We start from the raw sequence: 20,752 nt of genomic DNA on the forward strand, positions 1-20,752 counted from the left end.
GCGCCGCGATCGTCAAAAGAGCGGAAACATCCCGGGAATTCCTATATGTATTCCTCGACGTGACCCAGGAGACAGCGTGTTCCTTTCCGTTTTCGACCTGTTCAAGATCGGCATTGGCCCTTCGAGCTCGCACACGATGGGTCCGATGACGGCCGCGCGCCGCTTTCTCGAAGAGGTCGCGGGCGACGACTGGCCGCGCCCCGCCGGTGCCAAGGTCGACCGCATCGCTGCCAGCCTGCATGGCTCGCTCGCCTATACCGGCATCGGCCATGGCAGCGACCGTGCCGTCATTCTCGGCCTTGCCGGCCAGACGCCGCAAACGGTCGACCCCGACCAGGCCGACGGCATCATCAGCCGCATCGCTGCCGACAAGCTGATTTCACCGCCCGGTCATCCCTCCTACCATTTCGACCCGGCCACCGATCTGGTGCTCGACCGCAAGACGCCGCTCACCGGTCACGCCAACGGCATGGCGTTCCATGCCCACGACGCGGGCGGCCGGCTGCTGCTCAAGCGCATCTACTATTCGATCGGCGGCGGGTTCGTGGTTTCGGAAGAAGAGCTGCAACGGATGAAGGTCAAGGGCTCGGTCACGACCGAGGGCAAGAAAGTGCCGTATCCCTTCAAGAACGCGGTCGAGATGCTGAAGATGGCGGCCAAGAGCGGCCTTTCCATCGCCGACATGAAGCGCACCAACGAGGAAACGCAGATGTCGCGCGAGAAGCTCGACACCGGCCTCGATGCCATCTGGGGCGCGATGAAGAGCTGCATCGACCGTGGCCTGTCGCAGGACGGAATAATGCCGGGCGGGCTGAAGGTGCGGCGGCGCGCCAGGCAGCTCCATGACAAATTGCAGGAGCAGTGGCAGCAGAACCGGCCGAACCCGCTGCTCGCCAATGACTGGCTGTCGATCTACGCGATGGCCGTGAACGAAGAGAATGCGGCCGGCGGGCGTGTCGTCACCGCGCCGACCAACGGCGCGGCCGGCACTCTGCCGGCGGTGCTGCGCTACTGGCTGCATTTCCATCCCGAGGCCGACCAGCCGAGCATCCGCGATTTCCTGCTGACGGCAGCGGCCGTCGGCGGCATCATCAAGTCCAATGCGTCCATCTCCGGCGCCGAGGTCGGCTGCCAGGGCGAGGTGGGCTCAGCTTCGGCGATGGCGGCCGCCGGCCTGTGCGCCGTCATGGGCGGCACGCCCGAACAGGTCGAGAATGCCGCCGAAATCGCGCTCGAACATCATCTCGGCATGACCTGCGACCCGGTCGGCGGGCTGGTGCAGGTGCCGTGCATCGAACGCAACGCGCTGGGTGCCGTCAAGGCGGTCACGGCCGCGTCCCTGGCGATCAAGGGCGACGGCGTGCATTTCGTGCCGCTCGACGCCGCGATCGAGACCATGCGCCAGACCGGCCTCGACATGAACGAGAAGTACAAGGAAACCAGCCTTGGCGGTCTTGCCGTCAATGTCGTTGAGTGTTGAGATCTGGCCCAAACCGGCACTGTGGAGAAGTCCGCCAGGCCGTTGACGTCCTGGCGCCCCGGGCTAACCTTAGCGCATGGCTCTCAATCTCCTAAAGCTTTGCGTCGGCTGCGACAGTGTCGAGGATCTCGAAGACTGGATCGCCTTCCGTCTCGACGAGCGCCGCCGTGCCGGCGAACCAGCCGAACACTGGCACACCACCCGCATGGTGCCGACACGTGGCGACGAGGTCACCGATGGCGGCTCGCTCTACTGGGTGATCAAGGGCAGCGTGCAATGCCGGCAGTTGATCACGGAGATCCGGCCGTTCACCGATGACGATGGCATCGGCCGCTGCCATTTGATGCTCGATCCCGAGGTGGTGCGCACCGACTGGCAGCCGCGCCGCGCCTTCCAGGGCTGGCGTTATCTGAAGCCAACGGACGCCCCGGCGGATCTCGGCAAGGGCAAGGCGGGGCTGGTCGAGATGCCGCCGAAACTCAGGCGCGAGCTCGCCGATCTCGGCCTGCTCTAGACATTTCTGGCCCTCAAACTTGCTTCGCACTGGACTTGCAAGCGACGCGACGACGCCACATCTTGAAATCCATGCGCGAGGAAGAACTGTCGAAGTCGACACAGGCCGCGGCGTTGGAGAACCAGCTCGTATGATGGTCCTCTTCCAGCGGGGGTAAAGGCCATGATTCTGGCGCAGAAAAAGTGTTGAAGGACATCACGCGGCTGTCCAGGCGGACAGGATATCTGCGGGGCGATGGGAAATGTTAGGCGCAATTATCGTTGTGGTCGCGTTGTTGCTGGTGCTCCTGGGGTTGGCCATGGCCTTTCTCCGTGCGGATCCGGCGCAACTCGCAAGCGGGATGAGAACCTTGGGGCCGATCCTGCTGGCGCTGATCGGCGGCGCCGTGCTCGTGGTCGGGCGTCAAGGCATCGGCGGCATTATCCTGTTCGTGGCAATCGCCTGGTATGGCGCCACGCGTACCGGGCGCCCAAATGCCAGGCCAATTGCTGGAAAACGCTCAACCGTGCGGACAGCGGCACTCGAGATGGAACTCGATCACGATACGGGCGGCCTTGAAGGGCTGGTTCTTGCCGGCCGCCACGATGGCAAGATGCTTGGCTCGATGACCCAGGCGGAATTGCAGCATCTCTACCGCGAGCTCTCCGGCGATCCGGAGAGCCGCCAGCTGCTAGAGACGTATCTTGACGGCAGATTTCCCGTCTGGCGCAAAAACGCTGAGACGAACGGTGGCGAAGGGCTGGGTGTTGCGCCAGGTCCGGGCGCCATGACTAAGGAGGAGGCCTACAAGGTCCTTGGTCTTGAAGCGGGGGCCGCCGCGGCGGATGTCCGCAAGGCGCACCGCCGCCTGATGCAGCGCCTGCACCCCGACATCGGCGGCACGTCTTTCCTGGCGGCGCGGATTAACGAAGCCAAGGACGTCTTGCTCTCCAATCACAACTAGTCTCCTTCGACGCAATATTCTTCCGGGAGAAATCTTCCACGCAGTCCTATTGCTGGACGGCGTAGCACTCGATTTTCTTCTTCTTCAAAGCGGTGCAGGCCTTCCAGGCGGCGTCCTTCGACCCAAAGCCGCCGAAACGGGCGCGGTAGTAAGTGACGCCGCCCTTGTCGAAAGCGGCGGTGAAGCCGGAAGCGTCGGCCAGCACCTTGGGAGCCTGCTTGGTGGTCTTGTCGAGGAAAGCCTGAGCTTCGGACTGGTTGGGCGAGGAGGCAACCTGAATGGCCCAGCCTGACGGAACCGAAGCGGTGCTGACCGGATCGACGGCGGCCGGGGCGGGCTCGGCATAGGCGGCCACGACCTGCGCGGTGGCGACCTTGGGGGCGGAGACGATGACCGTCTTCACCTTCTTTGCCGGAACAACCAGCTTGGACGCCTCTGCCTCGGCTGTATCCTCGTCCTCGCTGTCGCCCTGGGCAACTGTGGCGTCGTCCGCGACAGCCGTGGTCGTGTCGTCCGCGATAGCCGTATCGGCTTCCGCGACGGCCACCGGCTTTTCGTCCGGGGTCGGCGCGTCGTGCTTGGGCAGGAGAACCTTCGCAAGTGCCTTGATTGGATTGCTGTCCGCCTTGGCGACCAGATCGCCGCCACCGCGGGTCGAGGCCCTCGGCAGGTAGGTGTTGATCAGGCCAGCCATCTGGTTGTCGCGGCTGCCGCCCGACGTGCCGCCCATGACAACGGCGACAAGGCGGCGGTTGCCGTCATTAACGGACGAGACGAGATTGAAGCCGGAGGCGCGGGTATAGCCGGTCTTGATGCCGTCGACGCCCTTGATGCGCCCGAGCAGGCGGTTGTGGCCATTGATGCGCTGGCGACCGTAGAGAAAGGACCGCTGCGCGAAATAGCCGTAGTACTGGGGGAAATGTTCCCGCAGCGCGATGCCGAGCGTGGCCATGTCGCGCGCGGTGGTGAACTGCCCCGGATCCGGCAGGCCGTTGGCGTTGCGGAAGACGGTGCCGTCCATGCCGAGCTGCCGCGCCTTGGCCGTCATCATGCGGGCGAAATTGGTTTCGTTGCCGCCGATCATTTCGCCAAGCGCGGTCGCCGAGTCGTTGGCCGACTTGGTGACTATCGACAGGATCGCCGTCTCGACCGTGACTGATCCGCCCGGCTTTACGCCCAGTTTGGTCGGTGCCTCGGCGGAGGCATGGGCCGAAAACACGACTGGCGAGTTTCTGCTGATCTTGCCCTTCGCCATCGCTTCGAAGGTCAGATAGAGCGTCATCATCTTGGTCAGCGAGGCAGGATAGCGCCGGCCATCCGCGTTTGCCGAATAGAGCACCTTGCCGGTCTTGGCGTCGACGACGATGGCCGCTGACTTTGCCGCGAGCGACGATGCCGCATCCGCGACGACGAATGTCATCGCCATGGCGAGGATCATGATCGTTTTGAGAGGGGACGCGGATTTGGAAACGATGCCCGACAACGCCTGACGCACTGGTAGTTCCTTTGAATTTCTCGTTGCGCTGGAGGCGGCAAAGGGATCCTGCCTCGCTTCCGGCCAAGCTAGCGGGGCAGCGTTACCAATCCGTTTATGGTAACCGCCGCGTTCACCATTTTCTGGTGGTTTGAGCCTTCCTTTATTCGAATTTTAGCCATTGCCGGTGCCGGCGGGGTGGCGAGCCCTTGAATTCTTGACTTTTGTGCGGCGCACAATATATTATCATGCATTGCACAACGGCGCTCGGGGCAGGGCGCTTCAACCGTCCAGGGAGAGTATGAAATGACCCAGACCTATGAGGACTTCAGCAAGTACGGCAAGGAGTTCGCCGACACCGGATTGAAGAGCTTCGCCTCTTTGTCCAAGGGCGCGCAGGCGATCGCCACCGAGGCCGGCGAATACACCAAGAAGAGCTTCGAAGCCGGCAGCGCCGCGTTCGAGAAGCTGTTCTCGGCCAAGTCGCTGGACAAGGCGATCGAGATCCAGTCCGACTATGCCAAGCAGTCCTACGAGGCGTTCGTCGCCGAGGCCACCAAGATTGGCGACCTCTATGCCGAACTCGCCAAGGAAGCCTACAAGCCGTTCGAATCGATCGTTGCCAAGGCGAAGTAATTTTCGCCCGACAATTTTCAAGATCCGGCCCTTCGTGGGTGGGGCAGAACCCGGTCGTGGAAACGCGACCGGGTTTTTTCATGCCAGTTTCCGATCCGCGACAGCGTAGCGCTTCACGAATGCGAAAATCCGCCAAGTTGGTCACCTAGCCATATTGTCAGCTAACCAGAAGGGCTTAAAATCGTCCATCGAACACCTACATGTCGAACTCGCATGAGGATTCGAAGAGGCAGGATTACGTGACGATCGGTTTGACTGCCACGAGACGAGTGGCGCGGATGCAAAACGGCGGCGGCGACGGCAATGAGGCCGGCCGCGGGACGGCCGTTATCACGCGCACCAAAACCAAGACCAAGAAGCCCAGCCTTTACCGGGTCCTCATCCTCAACGACGACTACACTCCGATGGAGTTCGTGGTTCACGTGCTGGAACGTTTTTTCCAGAAGGACCGCGAAGCCGCCACACGCATCATGCTTCATGTTCACAATCATGGAGTGGGCGAGTGCGGGGTCTATACATTCGAGGTGGCCGAGACCAAAGTGTCCCAGGTCATGGATTTCGCCCGACAGAATCAGCATCCGCTGCAATGCGTGATGGAGAAGAAGTGAGGTAACATGCCGGCTTTCTCCCAAGGCCTGGAAAAGGCGCTTCATCAAGCGCTGACGCTCGCCAACGAGCGGCACCATGAATATGCAACCCTTGAACACCTGCTGCTCGCGCTTATCGACGACACCGAGGCGGCCGCCGTCATGCGCGCTTGCAACGTCGATCTCGACGAGCTGAAGCATACCGTTCTGACCTACATCGATACCGAGCTCGACAATCTGGTCACCGGCTACGATGAGGATTCCAAACCGACGGCCGGTTTCCAGCGCGTGATCCAGCGCGCGGTGATCCATGTGCAGTCATCCGGCCGCGAGGAAGTGTCGGGTGCCAACGTGCTCGTCGCCATCTTCGCCGAGCGCGAAAGCCATGCCGCCTATTTCCTGCAGGAACAGCAGATGACCCGCTACGACGCGGTCAACTACATCTCGCATGGCATCGCCAAGCGCCCGGGCGCGTCCGAGAGCCGCACCCCGCGCGGCGCCGACGACGAGCAGGGCGGCCAGAACGGCGCCGAGCCGCAGGAGGAAGGCGGCAAGAAGAAGCAGCAGCAGGACGCGCTGACGGCTTACTGCGTCAACCTCAACAACAAGGCCAAGGCCGGCAAGATCGATCCGCTGATCGGCCGCGAGAGCGAGATCAACCGCACCATCCAGGTGCTGTGCCGCCGCTCCAAGAACAACCCGCTCTATGTCGGTGACCCCGGCGTCGGCAAGACGGCGATCGCCGAAGGCCTGGCCAAACGCATCGTCGAGGGCGACGTGCCGGAAGTGCTGCACAATGCCACCATCTTCGCGCTCGACATGGGCACGCTTTTGGCCGGCACGCGCTATCGCGGCGATTTCGAGGAACGGCTGAAGCAGGTCGTCAAGGAGCTCGAGGATTATCCGGGCGCAGTGCTGTTCATCGACGAGATCCATACGGTGATCGGCGCCGGCGCGACTTCGGGCGGCGCGATGGACGCGTCGAACCTGTTGAAGCCGGCTCTGTCGTCGGGTGCAATACGTTGCATCGGTTCGACCACCTACAAGGAATTCCGTCAGTTCTTCGAGAAGGATCGTGCGCTGGTGCGACGCTTCCAGAAGATCGACGTCAACGAGCCGACCATCGAGGACGCCATCGAGATCATGAAGGGCCTGAAGCCCTATTATGAGGAATTCCACAAGGTGAAGTTCACCAACGAGGCGATCAAGGCCTCGGTGGAGCTGTCGGCGCGCTACATCAACGACCGCAAGCTGCCGGACAAGGCGATCGACGTGATCGACGAGACCGGCGCCTCGCAGATGCTGGTGCCGGAAGCCAAGCGCAAGAAGACGATCGGCATCAAGGAAATCGAAGCGACGATCGCTACCATGGCGCGCATCCCGCCGAAGACGGTTTCGGCCGATGACGAGAAGGTGCTGCAGGGCCTGGACATCGAGCTCAAGCGCGTCGTCTATGGCCAGGACACCGCCATCACCGCGTTGACCTCGGCGATCAAGCTGGCACGTGCCGGTCTGCGCGAACCGGAGAAGCCGATCGGCTCCTACCTGTTCTCTGGGCCAACGGGTGTCGGCAAGACGGAAGTCGCCAAGCAGCTGGCCGCCTCGCTGGGCGTCGAACTGATCCGCTTCGACATGTCGGAATACATGGAACGCCACACCGTCTCGCGGTTGATCGGCGCGCCTCCCGGCTATGTCGGCTTCGATCAGGGCGGCCTTTTGACCGACGGTGTCGACCAGCATCCGCACTGCGTTCTGCTGCTGGACGAGGTCGAAAAGGCGCATCCGGACCTGTTCAACATCCTGTTGCAGGTTATGGACCACGGCAAGCTGACCGACCACAATGGCAAGCAGATCGACTTCCGCAATGTCATACTGATCATGACCACCAATGCGGGCGCATCCGATGCGCAGCGCGCGGCGATCGGTTTCGGTTCGACCAAGCGCGAAGGCGACGATGTCGAGGCGATCAACCGGCTGTTCACGCCGGAATTCCGCAATCGCCTCGATGCGATCATTCCGTTCGGCTCGCTGCCGGTGCCGGTCATCCACCAGGTGGTACAGAAGTTCGTCATGCAGCTGGAGGCCCAGCTTTCAGAGCGTGGCGTCACCTTCGACCTGTCGCCGGACGCGATCGCCTGGCTCGCCGACAAGGGCTATGACGAACGCATGGGTGCACGTCCGCTCGGCCGCGTCATCCAGGAGCACATCAAGAAGCCGCTGGCCGACGAGGTGCTGTTCGGCAAGCTGAAGAAGGGCGGCACGGTGCGCGTCACCGTCGAGAAGAAGGAAACCGGCGAGACCGGCCTCAAGCTCGAATCGCTTGCCGACGAGGCGCCGGTGAAGCCGAAGAAGGAAGAGCCGGAAGACGCGCCGAAGCCACCCAAAGCCGTGGCCAGGAAGCCCGCGGCAAAGAAGGTCGTGGCGCAGAAACCGGAGCCCAAGGGCAAGGACGGCGGCAAGCGCAGCCTTGTACCGCAACTGCCCAGAAAGGGCTGAGCCTGGCGAAAGTCAAAAAAGCCCCGGAGACGGGGCTTTTTTCATTGGAACAATGAGGTGGCGCATGGCCGGGCAAATCATCATCCTCAACGGCGCGCCGCGTTCGGGAAAGTCGAGTATAGCCGGGGCCATCGGGGAGAGCTTTGACGGTCCATGAATGAATCTGGGCGTTGACAGCCATGAGCAGATCACGCCGCCGCGATATCGTCCCGGAATAGGCCTGCGCCCTGGCGGCGAGCGGCCCGATCTCGAAGTTTTCGTGCCGCGCTTCTATGCGGCCCTTTATGAATCGATCGCGGCGCATAGTCGATTGGGGCTGAATGTCGTTGCGGATGTCGGCCACCACGAAGCCTATTCGGAACCGCTCCACATCCTGGCCGATTGCGCGAGGCGGCTCGCCGGCCTGCCGGTCCTGTTTGTCGGCGTTCGCTGCCCGATCGAGGTCATCATGGAAAGGCGCGCCGCCAGCGCCGCGGGCGGGAACTACGTTACCGGCGCGCCCGGTGATCCCGTGCCTTTGCCTGTACGCCTGTGGCAGGGAGAGGTGCACCGGCCTGGCGTGTATGATTTGGAAGTCGATACGTCACGCCTCGGTGCCGGGCAATGCGCGGATGCGATCCGCCAGCAGCTTCTGAAGGGAGTGGTGGCGCCAACGGCATTTCAGAGGCTTTCGGATCCGGCTTTTGCGGCGCTCCGGTCTTCCTGATCCAATTGTCCGCAAATGATTTGGCGTGGATAAGCGCCGTCGGCCATGGCCAGGCCATCGGCCGGTTGCGGCGTTAAACAAATGAGTGGCAGCGCGCCGAGGCCGGACAGCTCTTCCAAAACGGTAATAGTTCTTGCGTCCGCCCGGGACAACGCCGCGCCGGTGATTTTCCAGATCGCAAGGGCAATAAGCGCGCCGGCGTAGCCGTCAATGGCATAGTGCCAGCCAAGGACCACCGAACCGAGCATGATGAGCACCGCGAATATCCACATCAAAGTGCCAAGGCTGACCGATAGCCTGGTCGCATAGAGGGCAATGAGCACGGCCGACGCGACATGCATGGAGGGAAATGCCGATATGCCCATGCTGCCCGAATGCAAACCCTGATAACCGTCCCACAACCTGTCCTGCAGGGAAAGGGCCCAGATCGGATACTGCCGATTTGCCGATTGAAGTGCGTCCATCAACGGTTGATAGAGATCGCCAAGGCCGAGCCTGGCGTAATAGCAAGGGCCGGCCGATGAGAATATCAGGGCAATGCCGAAGCCGCCTATCAGCCAGACCAGCATGAAGCTGAGCAGGAACTGATGTCGCAGCAGGGAATCGCGAGCCGCCGCGACGCTTGAAAAGATCGCCGAGAGCAGCACCACGAACCAAAGATTGTAACAAAGATTGAGAAAATGAACGGCCAGGGGGCTTTCCACGATCCACCAGACCCATTGGTAAGTAGGGCGGCCGAAATGCAGGCCGACGCTGAATTGTGCAAAGGCTTGGTCCCAGGAGAAAGGCGCCAGCAACGCGATCGCTCCTTTCAGTACCGTGAAGCCGGATATAAAGGCCATGATCGCGACCAGCCCGTTCACGCCGTTGGCGATGCGCCTTCGATCAGACAGCAACTCCCAGAATGAATTCAGGAAAAGACGGAGCGGCGAGGTGGCGCCGTCGACAATGGCCAGCCATAACAGGCGGAATGCCGCGTAGACACATCCGACAACCCAGGAATACACCCCCAGGTAGAAGCCGTATTCGACAAGCAGTCCAAAATCCGGCCGGTTGCCGACCCGGGCGCCAATCATGAAACTTAGTCCGAGTGTAAACAGGGCGACCGCATGAATAGCGCGGTGGCGATAAAATGACTCGGCCAAAAGATGCAGGAAGGCGCCGCTCGCGCTGGCGCCAGGCTGCCTGCCTAAAGTTTCCGAAATATCCCGCATCGCCCGTCCTCCGCGAAAACATGCCCCGGAAAGGCTTGCAAAGGTATGAACAAAGTAATCGCAGGCTGTAATACAGGCGACAACATGATCTGCCGGTTTATAAAGGATTAAAATCCGCTCTGGAGGGCGCCGCGGATCTTGTCTGCGTTCCGCGCCAGCACTTCCGGATTCTCCATCGGGCCCGTGTGCGGCTTCAGGGGGATGCCGTCGAAGCGCGGGATGACATGGACATGCAGGTGATAGACGGTTTGTCCGGATGCAGGCTCATTGAACTGCATGATGGTGACGCCGTCGGCATTGAAAGCCTTCCTGACCGCCTGTGCCACTTTCTGAACGACCGTGAAAAGGAGGGCGAATGTCGAGGGGTCGGCGTCGAGCAGATTGCGCGACGGCGCTTTCGGCACCACCAGCGTATGGCCTGGTCCTTGCGGCATCACATCCATGAAAGCCACGACAGCCTCGTCCTCGTACACACGGTGCGAGGGTATTTCGCCTCGCAGGATTTTGGCGAAGATGTTGTCGGTGTCATAGGCCTCAGTCATGGCGAACGCTCCGGAGTGTGCCTTTGCCGTCCGGTGTAACGAAGCCGCCTCCGAGCGGCAAGACGAAGCTGCGGGGAGATCGATCGAGATCGACCATGCCGGCCTCGACGAGCGCGCGATGAGGTCGGCTATTCCTCGAGATCTTTGCGGAACGGGGTATGCTCCTCCAGATATTCGCCCATCCGCTCCACCTCGCGCCGTTCGCGCCCGAGATAATCGGCGACCGCTTTGCGCAGGCCGGGGTGGGCAATGTAGTGCGCCGAATGCATGGTCACAGGCCGGTAGCCGCGCGCCAGCTTGTGTTCGCCTTGCGCACCCGCCTCGACCACCTTCAGCTTGCGTTCGATGGCGAAGTCGATGGCCTGGTGGTAGCAGACCTCGAAATGCAGGTAGGGGTGGTCCTCGATGCAGCCCCAATTGCGGCCGTAGAGCGCATCGGAGCCGATGAAGTTGATGGCGCCGGCAATGTAGCGCCCGTTGCGCCTGGCCATCACCAGCAGAATGTCGTCCGCCATGCGTTCGCCGATCAACGAGAAGAACTGGCGGTTCAGGTAGGGGCGGCCCCATTTGCGGCTGCCAGTGTCCATGTAGAAGCCGTAGAAGTCGTCCCAGGCCTTTTCGGTCAGGTCCTTGCCGGTGAGCCAGTCGATCGTGATGCCATCGGCGAGCGCTTCGCGCCGTTCCTTCTTCATCGCCTTGCGCTTGCGCGAGGCAAGCGTGGCGAGGAAGTCGTCATAGGTGGAAAAGCCTTCGTTGAAGAAGTGGAATTGCTGGTCGGTGCGATGCAGGAAGCCCGCAGCCTCAAGCGTCGCGACGTCGCTCTCCTGCGCGAAAGTGACATGTGCCGAGGATACGCCGAGCTTGTCGGTCACCATTTTGAGCCCGGCGGCAAGGCCGGCCTTCACTGCATCCTGATCCTCGCCTTTGCCGACCAGCAGGCGAGGGCCGGTGACGGGCGTGAACGGCACGGCACTTTGCAGTTTGGGATAGTAACGGCCGCCGGCGCGCTCGAAGGCATCCGACCAGCCATGATCGAACACATATTCGCCCTGGCTGTGCGACTTGAGATAGCAGGGAACCGCACCGAGCAGCCTGCCTCGCGCAGTCTCCAGCCGCAGGTGATGGCCTTGCCAGCCAGTGCGCCGAACGGCGCAGCCGGAATCCTCCAGAGCGCTCAAAAAAGCGAATGAAACCAGCGGGTTATAGCCGACTTCCGCGTCGCCGCGCGTGGTTCCGGCAAAGCCATTCCATTCATCGCAGGTAAAGGCGCCTATACCGGCGGCGATGCGGATCGCATAGTCCGCATTCGCCGTTTGTCCGTCGCCGTCGTCGCCCTGATCCATGAGGCTTATTTAAGCTCCATTCGGGCCGCTACAAGTCACGTTTCGGGCACCCTCTTCAGGCGACTTTGACCAAGTCGGGTTCGAACCCTTCGAACGTCATCTGGTCGGCATATCTAAAGGTCAGGTCGACCGCCGGCTGGTCATGCACCGTCCAGGTGATGACAGGCATTTTGAGCTTTTCGCGCACGAAGCTGACAAACGGGTTCGGCAGATCGCCGGCGGCGTAGGAGGTGAAGGAGAGCTCGTGCGCCAGCATGGAGAAATGCGCTTCGATCAGCTTGGCGTCCTTGCCATAGGCGGTCAATCCAGCCGGAATGCCGGGCGCGTGTTTGGGGAAATCGCGGATCAGCCAGTGATCGAACGACATGATCGCAGCCTTGCCCTTGTAGCGCTTCAGCATCTTGCCGACGCGTGCCACCAGGCCTTCATCGCGACCGGGAGTTCCTTTCAGCTCGACGACCATAGGCACACGGCCGTCGACGAGGTCGAGCGTTTCCTGCAGCGTCGGCACGTGATCCGCCGTGCCGCCAACCTTGAGCGCGGTAAGTTCGGCGGCGCTCCGTTGCCAGACGAACCCGTCCTGCCCGGTCAACCTTTGCAGATCATCATCATGGATGACGATGGGAACGCCATCCGACGACAGATGCACGTCGCATTCGATCGCGTAGCCGCGTTCGGCCGCGGCTGCGAAGGCGGAAAGCGTGTTTTCCCAGCGCGTCTTGTTCATGTCGTGAAAGCCGCGATGGGCAACCGGCCGGGCAGTCAGCCAGGAGAGGTCGGTCATGTCTGCACCTTCACTCATTCGACTTCGAAGACCGCTTCGATCTCCACCGCGGCATTAAGCGGCAGGGAGGCGGTGCCGACGGCGGAGCGGGCGTGCTTGCCGCTTTCGCCGAGCGCGGCAACCAGGAAATCGGAGGCGCCGTTGGCGACCAGATGCTGCTCGACGAAATCGGGGGCCGACGCCACGAAGACGGTGATCTTCACCAGGCGGCGGATCTTCTCGAGGTCGCCAAGTGCCGCCTTGGCTTGCGCCAGGATGTTGATGGCGCAGTATTTCGCCGCGTCCTTGCCGCTTGCCGTGTCGACGTCGCGGCCAAGCAGGCCGCTCGCCTGCAGCTTGCCGTCCTTGAGCGGCAATTGTCCCGCCGTGAACAGCAGATTGCCGGTCCTGCAATAGGGCACGTAGTTGGCGGCGGGCGCGGCGGCAACAGGAAGCGTCACGCCGAGATCACTTAGCCGCTTTTCGATTGTTTCACTCATTGCTTTTCCCTATTGCTGGAAGGTGCCGCGCTGGCCGGGCCGAAATTGCTATTTTTGCCTCGCTTCCGCCACGACTTTTTTTAAGCTGGACCATCTTTCCCTGCGGCCTGCCATCAGCCGCGACGATTGGAGTACCTCATGCGCGCAACGCGCCTTGCATTCCACGCCGTTCTGTTGTCGGCGCTGTTCCCCGTGGGCTCCGCTTTCGCCGTACCGGCGCTGCAGGCGCATCGCGCCGTCTACGATCTCACCCTCAAGAAGGCGGATGATCGCTCCGGCATCACCGGCATCACCGGCCGCATGGTCTACGAGTTCAACGGCTCGGCCTGCGAAGGCTATACGGTGAAATTCCGTTTCGTCACCCAGATCGCGACCAACGACAACACGAAGCTGACCGACCAGCAGACCACCACGTTCGAGGACGCCGAAGGCAAGATGTTTTCCTTCGTGACGAAGTCCTTCGTCGACCAGAACCTCGACAAGGAGGTCAAGGGCGTCGCGACAAAGAATGCCAAGGGCCTGAAGGTCGATATCGACAAGCCGGAGAAGAATAGTCTCGAACTCGCTGCCACCCAGTTCCCGACCCAACATCTGGTCGAGCTGATCGGCAAGGCCGAAAAAGGCGAAAACTTCTACCAGACCAACCTGTTCGATGGCTCGGAGGACGCCAACAAGGTGATGACGACCACGGTTGTCGTCGGCAAGAAGACCGAGGCCGACAAGGCCGATCCGGAAGCGCCGGCACTGGCGAAGCTTGCCGCCGACAAATATTGGCCGGTCGACATCGCCTATTTCGACGACAGCACCCAGAACGGCGAGGAAGTGCCGGAATACCGGATCAGCTTCAAGCTGCACGAGAACGGCATCACCCGTGATCTCGTCATGGACTATGGCGACTTCTCGATGACCGGCAAGCTCGTCAATCTGTCGCTGTTCGACCAGACAAAGCCTTGCCCGGTATCGAAATAGCGGCGATGCGCGAGTGAGCTGGCCGTGGCGGGCTTGATGGCGGTCTATGTCGATGCGGCGATCTGGAAGTGGGCCGGCCATCGCTGGTGCCACCTGATGGCCGACGACACCGACGAGCTGCACCGGTTCGCATCGCGGCTTGGCGTGAAGCGCTCGTCCTATCAGGGGCCGCCCAGGACATCGGCGCCACACTATGACATAACCGGCTTCGAGCGCGACCGCGCGGTACGGCTCGGCGCCATCGAATGCAGCCGCGAGGAGATCGTCGCGATCTTCCGGCGCGTGCGGGTGCCCAACGGAAAGGCCAAACTATGACACTAACGGCATTTCTGGCTTATTGCGCCGCTGTCACGTTCGCCGCCGCCACACCGGGACCCGCGATGTTCGCCGTCATCACCAATGGCGTGTCGCGTGGTTTCCTCCGCGCCTTCATAGCCGGCGTTGGGGTCGCCGCCGGCGATGCCGTACTGGTCACCCTGGCCCTGCTCGGGCTGGTGGCCCTGGCCCAGACATTCGAATGGATCTTCCTCCTGCTGAAATATGCAGGCGCCGCCTACCTGATTTTTCTCGGCGTCAGGATGTGGAGGGCTTCGACCGCGCAAACGAATGAGCCGCAGACGGCACGGACGAGATTGTCGCGCTTCTTCTTCCTTGGTGCGTCCATTGCGCTGGGGAACCCGAAGGCGATTCTGTTCCATGCCTCGATCATGCCATTGATTCTCAATCTCGACACGCTGACATTTGTCGACGGCCTGCTGGTGGTGGCCGTGGTCATCAGCGTCAATATCCTCACCATGGGTGTCTATGCCGGGCTTGCTGGCCGGGCTTCGGGCTGGTTCAGGACGCCCAGGCGCATGCGGCTGATGAACAGGTTTGCCGGCAGCGCCATGATCGGCACCGGAGCGCTGATTGCCGCACGCTAGGCGTTAAAGCGCTACACGGCTTGCGTTTGCAGCACTTCCCCTCTATATGCGCGCTCATTCCACACACGGACTTTGGTGTCTGTCCGGGAGAAATCCGGCTGAAACCTCCGGTGGCGTTCGAGGATTTCGGTCCAAAAATGCCTGTGTCCGTGGAGGCTAACCGGAAAGGAAATGAGAATGGCACTGCCTGATTTCAGCATGCGCCAGCTTTTGGAAGCTGGCATTCACTTCGGCCACCAGACCCACCGCTGGAACCCGAAGATGGCGCCTTACATCTACGGCGCCCGCAACAACATCCACATCATCGACCTCTCGCAGACGGTGCCTTTGCTGCACCAGGCGCTGAAGCAGGTTTCCGACACCGTTGCCAAGGGCGGCCGCGTGCTGTTCGTCGGCACCAAGCGGCAGGCGTCCGACATCGTCGCCGATGCGGCACAGCGTTCGGCCCAGTACTACGTCAATTCGCGTTGGCTCGGCGGCATGCTGACCAACTGGAAAACGATCTCGAACTCGATCCAGCGGCTGCGCAAGCTCGACGAGATGCTGGCCGGCGAGGCGCAAGGCCTGACCAAGAAGGAACGCCTGAACCTCGACCGTGAGCGCGAGAAGCTCGACAAGGCGCTCGGCGGCATCAAGGACATGGGCTCGACGCCCGACCTGATGTTCGTGATCGACACCAACAAGGAGGCGATTGCCATCCTCGAGGCGAAGCGTCTCGGCATCCCGGTCGTCGCCATCATCGATTCGAACTGCGACCCGGACAAGATCGACTTCCCGATCCCCGGCAATGACGACGCGGCCCGCGCCATCCAGCTCTATTGCGACCTGATCGCCAAGGCTGCGATCGACGGCATCGCCCGTCAGCAGGGCGCGCTCGGCGTCGACATCGGCGCTTCGGTCGAAGCTCCGGTCGAACCGGCGCTCGATCCGGCTCCGGCGTCGGAAGCCCCAGAGGCTTGATAATCGAAGGCCGGCTTGCGGCCTTCATCTTTCTCATATTTTGGCACGCTAAACAGACGCACCGTCGAGATTCGATGGTGCGTCGGCGCATTTGAAACAAAGAGGCGACAATGAGCATTTCGGCTGCACAGGTCAAAGAACTCCGCGACTTGACCGGCGCGGGCATGATGGACTGCAAGGCGGCGTTGAACGAGACCAACGGCAACATGGAAGAGGCCGTCGACTGGCTGCGCAAGAAGGGCATTTCCAAAGCCGACAAGAAGGCCGGCCGCACTGCCGCCGAAGGCCTGATCGGCGTCGACAATGGCGTGCGCGAAGCTGCCGTCGTCGAGGTGAATTCCGAGACCGACTTCGTCGCCCGCAACGCCGCCTTCCAGGAAATCGTCGCCAACGTCGCCAAGGTGGCGCTTGCCTACGGCACGACCGAGGCTGTGGCTGCCGCGAAGTATCCGGGCTCCGACAAGTCGGTCACCGACACCATCAAGGACGCTGTCGGCACCATTGGCGAGAACCTGGGCTTCCGCCGCTCGGCCAAGCTGACCGTTCCGCATGGCGCGGTTGCGACCTACGTCCACAATTCGGTTGCCGATGGCCTTGGCAAGCTCGGCGTGCTGGTCGCGATCGAGACCACCGGCAACGAGCATGCCGCCAATGCCTTCGGCCGCCAGGTCGCCATGCATGTCGCCGCCACCAACCCGATGGCGCTGACCGCCGAGCAGATCGACCCGGCCGCTGTCGAGCGCGAGAAGGCCATCTTCTCCGACCAGGCGCGCCAGTCCGGCAAGCCGGAAGCGATCATCGAGAAGATGGTCGAGGGTCGCCTGCGCAAGTTCTATGAAGAAGTCGTGCTCTTGAAGCAGGCCTTCGTGCTCAATCCCGACATCACCGTCGAGAAGGCGCTGAAGGATGCCGAAAAGGAAATCGGCGCGCCCGCCAAGATCACGGCCTATCTGCGCTTCGCGCTTGGCGAGGGCATCGAGAAGGAAGAGTCCGATTTCGCCGCGGAAGTCGCTGCGGCGGTCAAGAAGTAAGCGTCCTACCGCATTATTGCGACTGTGTTTTTCGGCCTGATGTCCGCAAGGATGTCAGGCCGATTTCGTTTGCGGTGTCGATAAAGGCCCTGAGCTTCGGCGCCATCGCGGCGCGGCGCGGGAAGTAGAGGAAAAGGCCGGGTTCCTCGATCGCAGATTGCGGCAGAACCTGCACCAGGCGCCCGGCCGCCAGATCCGCGCGCGCCAGCGGCTCGAACATATAGGCGAGGCCGACGCCAGCGAGCGCCAGATCAATGGCGGCCAGCGAGTCCGTCACGATGGCCGTACCGCTGGTTTCCATGACCACATCCTTGCCATCCCAGGTCAAATCCCAGCGATAGAGGGCACCCGAGCGGACAAGCCGGTACCCGATGCAATTGTGGTTCGCGAGATCGGCCACGCTGCGCGGACGCCCACGTCGTCCGATATAGGCGGGAGAGGCGACGACGACGACTTTGAAGGGCGGCGTCAGTCGGATGGCCACCATGTCCTGCGCGATCATCTCGCCGAGCCGGATGCCGGCGTCAAAACCTTCGCCGACGATGTCGACCAATCCCTGATCGGCAAAAACCTCCACCGTAATGTCGGGATAGCGCTCGGCCATCGCGGCGACGACCGGCGTCACCGCCAATGGGATCGCGATGTTGGAGGCATTGATCCTGAGCAGGCCAGACGGCCTGCCCTTGACGCTGCGGATGCGGTCCATCTGCTCGGCAATGTCCTGGAGGGCAGGGGCGGCCGTTTCCACCAGCGCCTTGCCGGCCTCGGTGAGCGAAACGCTGCGCGTCGTGCGCGCAAACAGCGGCTGGCCGATCCGCTCCTCGACGAGGCGCACCGCATGGCTGACCGCCGACGGGCTCATACCGAGTTCGGCCGCCGCAAGCGCGAAGCCGCCGCGCCGGGCAACGGCGACGATGACAGGCAGATGAGAGAGCAGATCCCGATCCATTCATGAATGATATCGCATGGTCCTTGCGAACAATGCAATCTAATCGATGCCAAGACACCGATCCATATTGTCGCCGACACATCCGCGGTTGGCTGATGGCATTGAGGAGAAGAGACATGAATGCGTTGAAGCACGTAACTTTCGCGGCCGGCGTGGCGCTGTCACCGGTCGATGCCGGCGGGGCGGAACCATCCGGCTGGCAAGCGCTCGCGGACGAACGCGCGGTCATCCGCATCGCCGATGCCATCGACCGCGCCGTCGACGCGCAGGACTGGAAGCGCGCGCGCTTCTATTTCGCTGATCGGGTCGCCGCCGACTTCAGCAGCCTGTCCGGGCAGCCCGCGGCCAACATTGCGTCCGACGATCTGATCGGCGCCTGGGCCGGCAATCTCAAGGGCAGCAAGACCAGCCTGCACCTGCGCACCAATCACCAGGTCGTTCTCGAGGCGGACAGCGCGACCGTTCTGTCGAACGGCTATGCCTGGAACCGGATGGAGGGCAATGGCGATCCGCTGTGGGAAGTCTGGGGCACGTATGAGCACCACCTGACACGTTCTGGCTCCGTCTGGAAAGTCGATGGCTTCACCTTCCGCATGACGCATGAACGCGGCAATCCCTGGGTCAAGGCGACCCCGGGCCAATGACGCCCGCACCAACCGGATCAGGATCGGAAAAGACAATGACGATGAGCTACTACACACTCGGCAACAGCGGCCTGCGCGTCAGCCGGCTGGCGCTGGGCACGATGACCTTCGGCACGGAATGGGGCTGGGGCGCGGACCGGGACACGGCGCGCGCGATGTTCGACGCCTATGTCGAGGCTGGCGGCAATTTCTTCGACACCGCAGACCTATATACCGGCGGCACAGCCGAGACCTGGCTCGGTGAATTCGTGGCCGAGCGAGGCTTGCGCGACAAGGCGGTGATCGCCACCAAATTCACCATGAACTCGAACCCCGGCAATCCCAACGCCGGCGGCAATGGCCGCAAGAACATCATGCGTGCCGTCGACGCCTCGCTGAAGCGGCTGGGCACCGACTACATCGATCTCTATCTCATGCATATCTGGGACAGGCTGACGCCGGCCGAGGAAGTGCTGCGGACCCTCGACGATCTGGTTCGGGCGGGCAAGATACGTCACATCGGCCTGTCCGACGTGCCGGCCTGGTATGCCGGACGGGCTCAGGCGATCGCCGAACTGCGCGGCTATGAGCCGATCTCGGCGTTGCAGCTCGAATACTCCCTGGCGGAGCGTGCCATCGAGCATGAATTCGTGCCGTTCGGGACGCGCCATGGCGCCGGCATCATGGTCTGGAGCCCGCTGGCCAGCGGGCTGTTGAGTGGCAAATACCGCCCGGCGCAAGCGGGCAATGCCGGCCGGCTCGACGGCTTCCGCAACACCACCCATCCAGGCTTCCAGAAATTTACCGAGCACAACTGGGCTGTTGTGGCGGAGTTGGAGAAGGTCGCCGCCGAGCTCGGCCGCGGCATGGCTCAGGTGGCGCTCAACTGGGTGGCGACACAGCCAGGAATTGCCACCGTCATCCTTGGAGCAACGAGGCTTTCGCAGTTGCAGGACAATCTCGCGGCGCTCGATTTCTCCATACCGCCCGCGCTTCGCCAGCGGCTGGACAAGGTGAGCGGCACGCCGGCGCCGTTCCCGCATTCCTATTTCGGTCCCGAGATCCAGGTCCGTGTCGCCGGCGGTGTCGTGACCGGCGACAAGCCGTCCGGTTATGCATTGCCGGTGGTGGTCGAAGGCGAGGCCGTTGCCATCAGCAGCAATTGATCCAAAAAGCCTGGAATTTTGCACAAGGGCGCGGCGTGACATCGCTGCGCCCTTCGTGTATCCGGTCAACCCGTCATGACAGCACCGCCGGGCGAAGCAGGAGGCCTTTTTCGCCTTCGGAGCTTGCCGCGCCGGGATTTTCGAGGAACCAGATGACGGTGAAGCCCCTCTACCGACGTGTTCTGCTGAAAGCTTCGGGCGAAGCGTTGATGGGCGAACAGCATTTCGGCATCGACGTCTCGGTCGTCGACCGCATTGCCGGCGACATCGCCGAGGCGCGCGCGCTGGGCATCGAGGTGGGTGTCGTCATTGGCGGCGGCAATATCTTTCGCGGCGTGGCCGTCGCCTCCAAGGGCGGGGACCGCGTTACCGGCGACCATATGGGCATGCTTGCCACGGTCATCAATTCGCTGGCGCTGCGCACATCGCTGAACAAGATCGGCGTCGACGCCGTCGTGCTGTCCGCGATCGCCATGCCCGAGCTTTGCGAGAGCTTTTCGCAGCGCCAGGCGACCGCCTACATGAACCAGGGCAAGGTGGTGATCTTCGCCGGCGGCACCGGCAATCCGTTCTTCACCACTGATTCGGCTGCCGCGCTCCGTGCGGCCGAAATCGGCGCCGACGCGCTGTTCAAGGGCACGCAGGTCGACGGCGTCTATTCGGCCGACCCGAAAAAGGACCCCAGCGCGACGCGTTTCGAGCGCATCAGCCACGCCGAAGTCATAAATCGCGGCCTTTCGATCATGGATACGGCTGCGATTGCACTTGCGCGCGAAAACAACATTCCGATAATCGTCTATTCGATCCACGAAAAGGGCGGTTTCGGGGATATTCTGAGGGGCGGCGGCCGCTGTACGGTCGTCGCGGACGAGTGATCCGGGGCCTGATCCCGAAGAAGGGAAGCCGGGTTTCGAAATCAGGCTCGACACGGGC

Annotated in this window: 21 protein-coding genes and 1 pseudogene; 15 read left to right on the plus strand and 7 right to left on the minus strand. The window is 62.3% G+C overall.

The genetic code is table 11. The features are described 5' to 3' along the window. Window positions 1–76: 76 nt before the first annotated feature. The 3 genes from EN808_RS12220 (at window position 77) to EN808_RS12230 (ending at window position 2,937) form a co-directional block, all read left to right on the plus strand. Entirely contained in the window at window positions 77–1,480 is a 1,404-nt protein-coding gene (locus EN808_RS12220; protein ID WP_135915893.1) for an L-serine ammonia-lyase, read from the plus strand. Window positions 1,481–1,556: 76 nt separating this feature from the next. Further along, a complete protein-coding gene (locus tag EN808_RS12225; RefSeq protein ID WP_135915894.1) occupies window positions 1,557–1,994 on the plus strand; it encodes a DUF1489 family protein in 438 nt (145 codons plus the stop codon). Between the two features lie 241 nt (window positions 1,995–2,235). After that, window positions 2,236–2,937 carry a DnaJ domain-containing protein gene (locus tag EN808_RS12230; RefSeq protein WP_127280383.1) on the plus strand — a complete coding sequence of 234 codons (702 nt, stop codon included), beginning with the start codon at window positions 2,236–2,238 and terminating at the stop codon, window positions 2,935–2,937. A gap of 46 nt (window positions 2,938–2,983) precedes the next feature. Here the strand turns inward: EN808_RS12230 and EN808_RS12235 are convergent, their stop codons facing one another. Beyond that, window positions 2,984–4,432: a D-alanyl-D-alanine carboxypeptidase gene (locus tag EN808_RS12235; protein ID WP_127280384.1), complete on the minus strand. Its 1,449-nt coding sequence runs from the start codon at window positions 4,430–4,432 to the stop codon at window positions 2,984–2,986. Window positions 4,433–4,717: 285 nt separating this feature from the next. Here EN808_RS12235 and EN808_RS12240 point away from each other — a divergent pair, with 285 nt between their 5' ends. The 4 genes and pseudogenes from EN808_RS12240 (at window position 4,718) to EN808_RS12255 (ending at window position 8,836) form a co-directional block, all read left to right on the plus strand. Beyond that, window positions 4,718–5,047, plus strand: coding sequence for a phasin family protein (locus EN808_RS12240; protein WP_095774324.1), 330 nt, complete (start codon window positions 4,718–4,720; stop codon window positions 5,045–5,047). 278 nt (window positions 5,048–5,325) lie between these two features. After that, window positions 5,326–5,655 carry an ATP-dependent Clp protease adapter ClpS gene (clpS, locus tag EN808_RS12245; RefSeq protein ID WP_010909565.1) on the plus strand — a complete coding sequence of 110 codons (330 nt, stop codon included), beginning with the start codon at window positions 5,326–5,328 and terminating at the stop codon, window positions 5,653–5,655. Between the two features lie 6 nt (window positions 5,656–5,661). Then, window positions 5,662–8,130, plus strand: a complete 2,469-nt coding sequence (gene clpA / locus EN808_RS12250; RefSeq protein ID WP_135915895.1) for an ATP-dependent Clp protease ATP-binding subunit ClpA — start codon at window positions 5,662–5,664, stop codon at window positions 8,128–8,130. 64 nt (window positions 8,131–8,194) lie between these two features. Then, a pseudogene (locus EN808_RS12255) lies at window positions 8,195–8,836 on the plus strand (chloramphenicol phosphotransferase). Here EN808_RS12255 and EN808_RS12260 read toward each other — a convergent pair. The 5 genes from EN808_RS12260 to EN808_RS12280 all read right to left on the minus strand — a co-directional run bounded on the left by EN808_RS12260 (window position 8,791) and on the right by EN808_RS12280 (window position 13,198). Next, on the minus strand, window positions 8,791–10,050 hold the full coding sequence (locus EN808_RS12260) for a phosphatase PAP2 family protein (RefSeq protein ID WP_135915896.1): 1,260 nt from the start codon (window positions 10,048–10,050) through the stop codon (window positions 8,791–8,793). The pseudogene EN808_RS12255 and the gene EN808_RS12260 overlap by 46 nt on opposite strands. Window positions 10,051–10,157: 107 nt before the next feature. Continuing rightward, the gene (locus EN808_RS12265) at window positions 10,158–10,592 is read right to left on the minus strand and encodes an HIT family protein (RefSeq protein ID WP_135915897.1); all 435 of its coding nucleotides are present in this window, start codon (window positions 10,590–10,592) and stop codon (window positions 10,158–10,160) included. Window positions 10,593–10,720: 128 nt separating this feature from the next. Further along, window positions 10,721–11,935 (minus strand): GNAT family N-acetyltransferase, encoded by a 1,215-nt coding sequence (locus EN808_RS12270; protein WP_135915898.1) that lies wholly within the window; start codon window positions 11,933–11,935, stop codon window positions 10,721–10,723. A gap of 55 nt (window positions 11,936–11,990) precedes the next feature. Continuing rightward, on the minus strand, window positions 11,991–12,719 hold the full coding sequence (locus tag EN808_RS12275; protein ID WP_127872564.1) for a glycerophosphodiester phosphodiesterase: 729 nt from the start codon (window positions 12,717–12,719) through the stop codon (window positions 11,991–11,993). A 14-nt stretch (window positions 12,720–12,733) separates the two neighbouring features. Beyond that, complete coding sequence (locus EN808_RS12280; protein ID WP_127872493.1) at window positions 12,734–13,198, minus strand: RidA family protein; 465 nt, start codon at window positions 13,196–13,198, stop codon at window positions 12,734–12,736. Window positions 13,199–13,336: 138 nt separating this feature from the next. Here EN808_RS12280 and EN808_RS12285 point away from each other — a divergent pair, with 138 nt between their 5' ends. From EN808_RS12285 to tsf, 5 genes are all read left to right on the plus strand, one after another. Continuing rightward, the gene (locus EN808_RS12285; RefSeq protein WP_135864616.1) at window positions 13,337–14,167 is read left to right on the plus strand and encodes a cell envelope integrity EipB family protein; all 831 of its coding nucleotides are present in this window, start codon (window positions 13,337–13,339) and stop codon (window positions 14,165–14,167) included. Between the two features lie 36 nt (window positions 14,168–14,203). Continuing rightward, a complete protein-coding gene (locus EN808_RS12290) occupies window positions 14,204–14,482 on the plus strand; it encodes a DUF4031 domain-containing protein (RefSeq protein ID WP_127277856.1) in 279 nt (92 codons plus the stop codon). Continuing rightward, a complete protein-coding gene (locus EN808_RS12295) occupies window positions 14,479–15,090 on the plus strand; it encodes a LysE family translocator (RefSeq protein ID WP_135915899.1) in 612 nt (203 codons plus the stop codon). The genes EN808_RS12290 and EN808_RS12295 overlap by 4 nt, the downstream gene beginning before the upstream one ends. Window positions 15,091–15,267: 177 nt before the next feature. Next, window positions 15,268–16,050 carry a 30S ribosomal protein S2 gene (rpsB, locus tag EN808_RS12300; RefSeq protein WP_023777441.1) on the plus strand — a complete coding sequence of 261 codons (783 nt, stop codon included), beginning with the start codon at window positions 15,268–15,270 and terminating at the stop codon, window positions 16,048–16,050. Between the two features lie 110 nt (window positions 16,051–16,160). Next, window positions 16,161–17,081: a translation elongation factor Ts gene (gene tsf, locus EN808_RS12305; RefSeq protein ID WP_027142611.1), complete on the plus strand. Its 921-nt coding sequence runs from the start codon at window positions 16,161–16,163 to the stop codon at window positions 17,079–17,081. A gap of 13 nt (window positions 17,082–17,094) precedes the next feature. Here the strand turns inward: tsf and EN808_RS12310 are convergent, their stop codons facing one another. Next, the gene (locus EN808_RS12310) at window positions 17,095–18,030 is read right to left on the minus strand and encodes a LysR family transcriptional regulator (RefSeq protein ID WP_135915900.1); all 936 of its coding nucleotides are present in this window, start codon (window positions 18,028–18,030) and stop codon (window positions 17,095–17,097) included. 116 nt (window positions 18,031–18,146) lie between these two features. Between EN808_RS12310 and EN808_RS12315 the strand changes: the two genes are divergently transcribed. The 3 genes from EN808_RS12315 (at window position 18,147) to pyrH (ending at window position 20,694) form a co-directional block, all read left to right on the plus strand. Further along, window positions 18,147–18,674: a nuclear transport factor 2 family protein gene (locus EN808_RS12315; RefSeq protein WP_135915901.1), complete on the plus strand. Its 528-nt coding sequence runs from the start codon at window positions 18,147–18,149 to the stop codon at window positions 18,672–18,674. Window positions 18,675–18,709: 35 nt separating this feature from the next. Beyond that, window positions 18,710–19,819, plus strand: a complete 1,110-nt coding sequence (locus tag EN808_RS12320; RefSeq protein WP_127277851.1) for an aldo/keto reductase — start codon at window positions 18,710–18,712, stop codon at window positions 19,817–19,819. 152 nt (window positions 19,820–19,971) lie between these two features. Then, entirely contained in the window at window positions 19,972–20,694 is a 723-nt protein-coding gene (pyrH, locus tag EN808_RS12325; RefSeq protein ID WP_027142616.1) for a UMP kinase, read from the plus strand. The last annotated feature ends 58 nt before the right edge of the window (window positions 20,695–20,752 follow it).

Source organism: Mesorhizobium sp. M8A.F.Ca.ET.165.01.1.1 (genome assembly GCF_004792065.1).
Classification (GTDB): domain Bacteria; phylum Pseudomonadota; class Alphaproteobacteria; order Rhizobiales; family Rhizobiaceae; genus Mesorhizobium.

Excerpts from the sequence above, each read along its gene's own strand:
- clpS (WP_010909565.1), top strand. The coding sequence starts at position 5,326 with ATGCAAAACGGCGGCGGCGACGGCAATGAGGCCGGCCGCGGGACGGCC.
- EN808_RS12270 (WP_135915898.1), bottom strand. The coding sequence starts at position 11,935 with ATGGATCAGGGCGACGACGGCGACGGACAAACGGCGAATGCGGACTAT.
- EN808_RS12290 (WP_127277856.1), top strand. The coding sequence starts at position 14,204 with ATGGCGGTCTATGTCGATGCGGCGATCTGGAAGTGGGCCGGCCATCGC.
- EN808_RS12260 (WP_135915896.1), bottom strand. The coding sequence starts at position 10,050 with ATGCGGGATATTTCGGAAACTTTAGGCAGGCAGCCTGGCGCCAGCGCG.
- EN808_RS12285 (WP_135864616.1), top strand. The coding sequence starts at position 13,337 with ATGCGCGCAACGCGCCTTGCATTCCACGCCGTTCTGTTGTCGGCGCTG.
- EN808_RS12230 (WP_127280383.1), top strand. The coding sequence starts at position 2,236 with ATGTTAGGCGCAATTATCGTTGTGGTCGCGTTGTTGCTGGTGCTCCTG.
- EN808_RS12275 (WP_127872564.1), bottom strand. The coding sequence starts at position 12,719 with ATGACCGACCTCTCCTGGCTGACTGCCCGGCCGGTTGCCCATCGCGGC.
- EN808_RS12225 (WP_135915894.1), top strand. The coding sequence starts at position 1,557 with ATGGCTCTCAATCTCCTAAAGCTTTGCGTCGGCTGCGACAGTGTCGAG.
- EN808_RS12295 (WP_135915899.1), top strand. The coding sequence starts at position 14,479 with ATGACACTAACGGCATTTCTGGCTTATTGCGCCGCTGTCACGTTCGCC.
- tsf (WP_027142611.1), top strand. The coding sequence starts at position 16,161 with ATGAGCATTTCGGCTGCACAGGTCAAAGAACTCCGCGACTTGACCGGC.
- EN808_RS12280 (WP_127872493.1), bottom strand. The coding sequence starts at position 13,198 with ATGAGTGAAACAATCGAAAAGCGGCTAAGTGATCTCGGCGTGACGCTT.
- rpsB (WP_023777441.1), top strand. The coding sequence starts at position 15,268 with ATGGCACTGCCTGATTTCAGCATGCGCCAGCTTTTGGAAGCTGGCATT.
- pyrH (WP_027142616.1), top strand. The coding sequence starts at position 19,972 with ATGACGGTGAAGCCCCTCTACCGACGTGTTCTGCTGAAAGCTTCGGGC.
- EN808_RS12265 (WP_135915897.1), bottom strand. The coding sequence starts at position 10,592 with ATGACTGAGGCCTATGACACCGACAACATCTTCGCCAAAATCCTGCGA.
- EN808_RS12315 (WP_135915901.1), top strand. The coding sequence starts at position 18,147 with ATGAATGCGTTGAAGCACGTAACTTTCGCGGCCGGCGTGGCGCTGTCA.
- clpA (WP_135915895.1), top strand. The coding sequence starts at position 5,662 with ATGCCGGCTTTCTCCCAAGGCCTGGAAAAGGCGCTTCATCAAGCGCTG.
- EN808_RS12310 (WP_135915900.1), bottom strand. The coding sequence starts at position 18,030 with ATGGATCGGGATCTGCTCTCTCATCTGCCTGTCATCGTCGCCGTTGCC.
- EN808_RS12320 (WP_127277851.1), top strand. The coding sequence starts at position 18,710 with ATGACGATGAGCTACTACACACTCGGCAACAGCGGCCTGCGCGTCAGC.
- EN808_RS12240 (WP_095774324.1), top strand. The coding sequence starts at position 4,718 with ATGACCCAGACCTATGAGGACTTCAGCAAGTACGGCAAGGAGTTCGCC.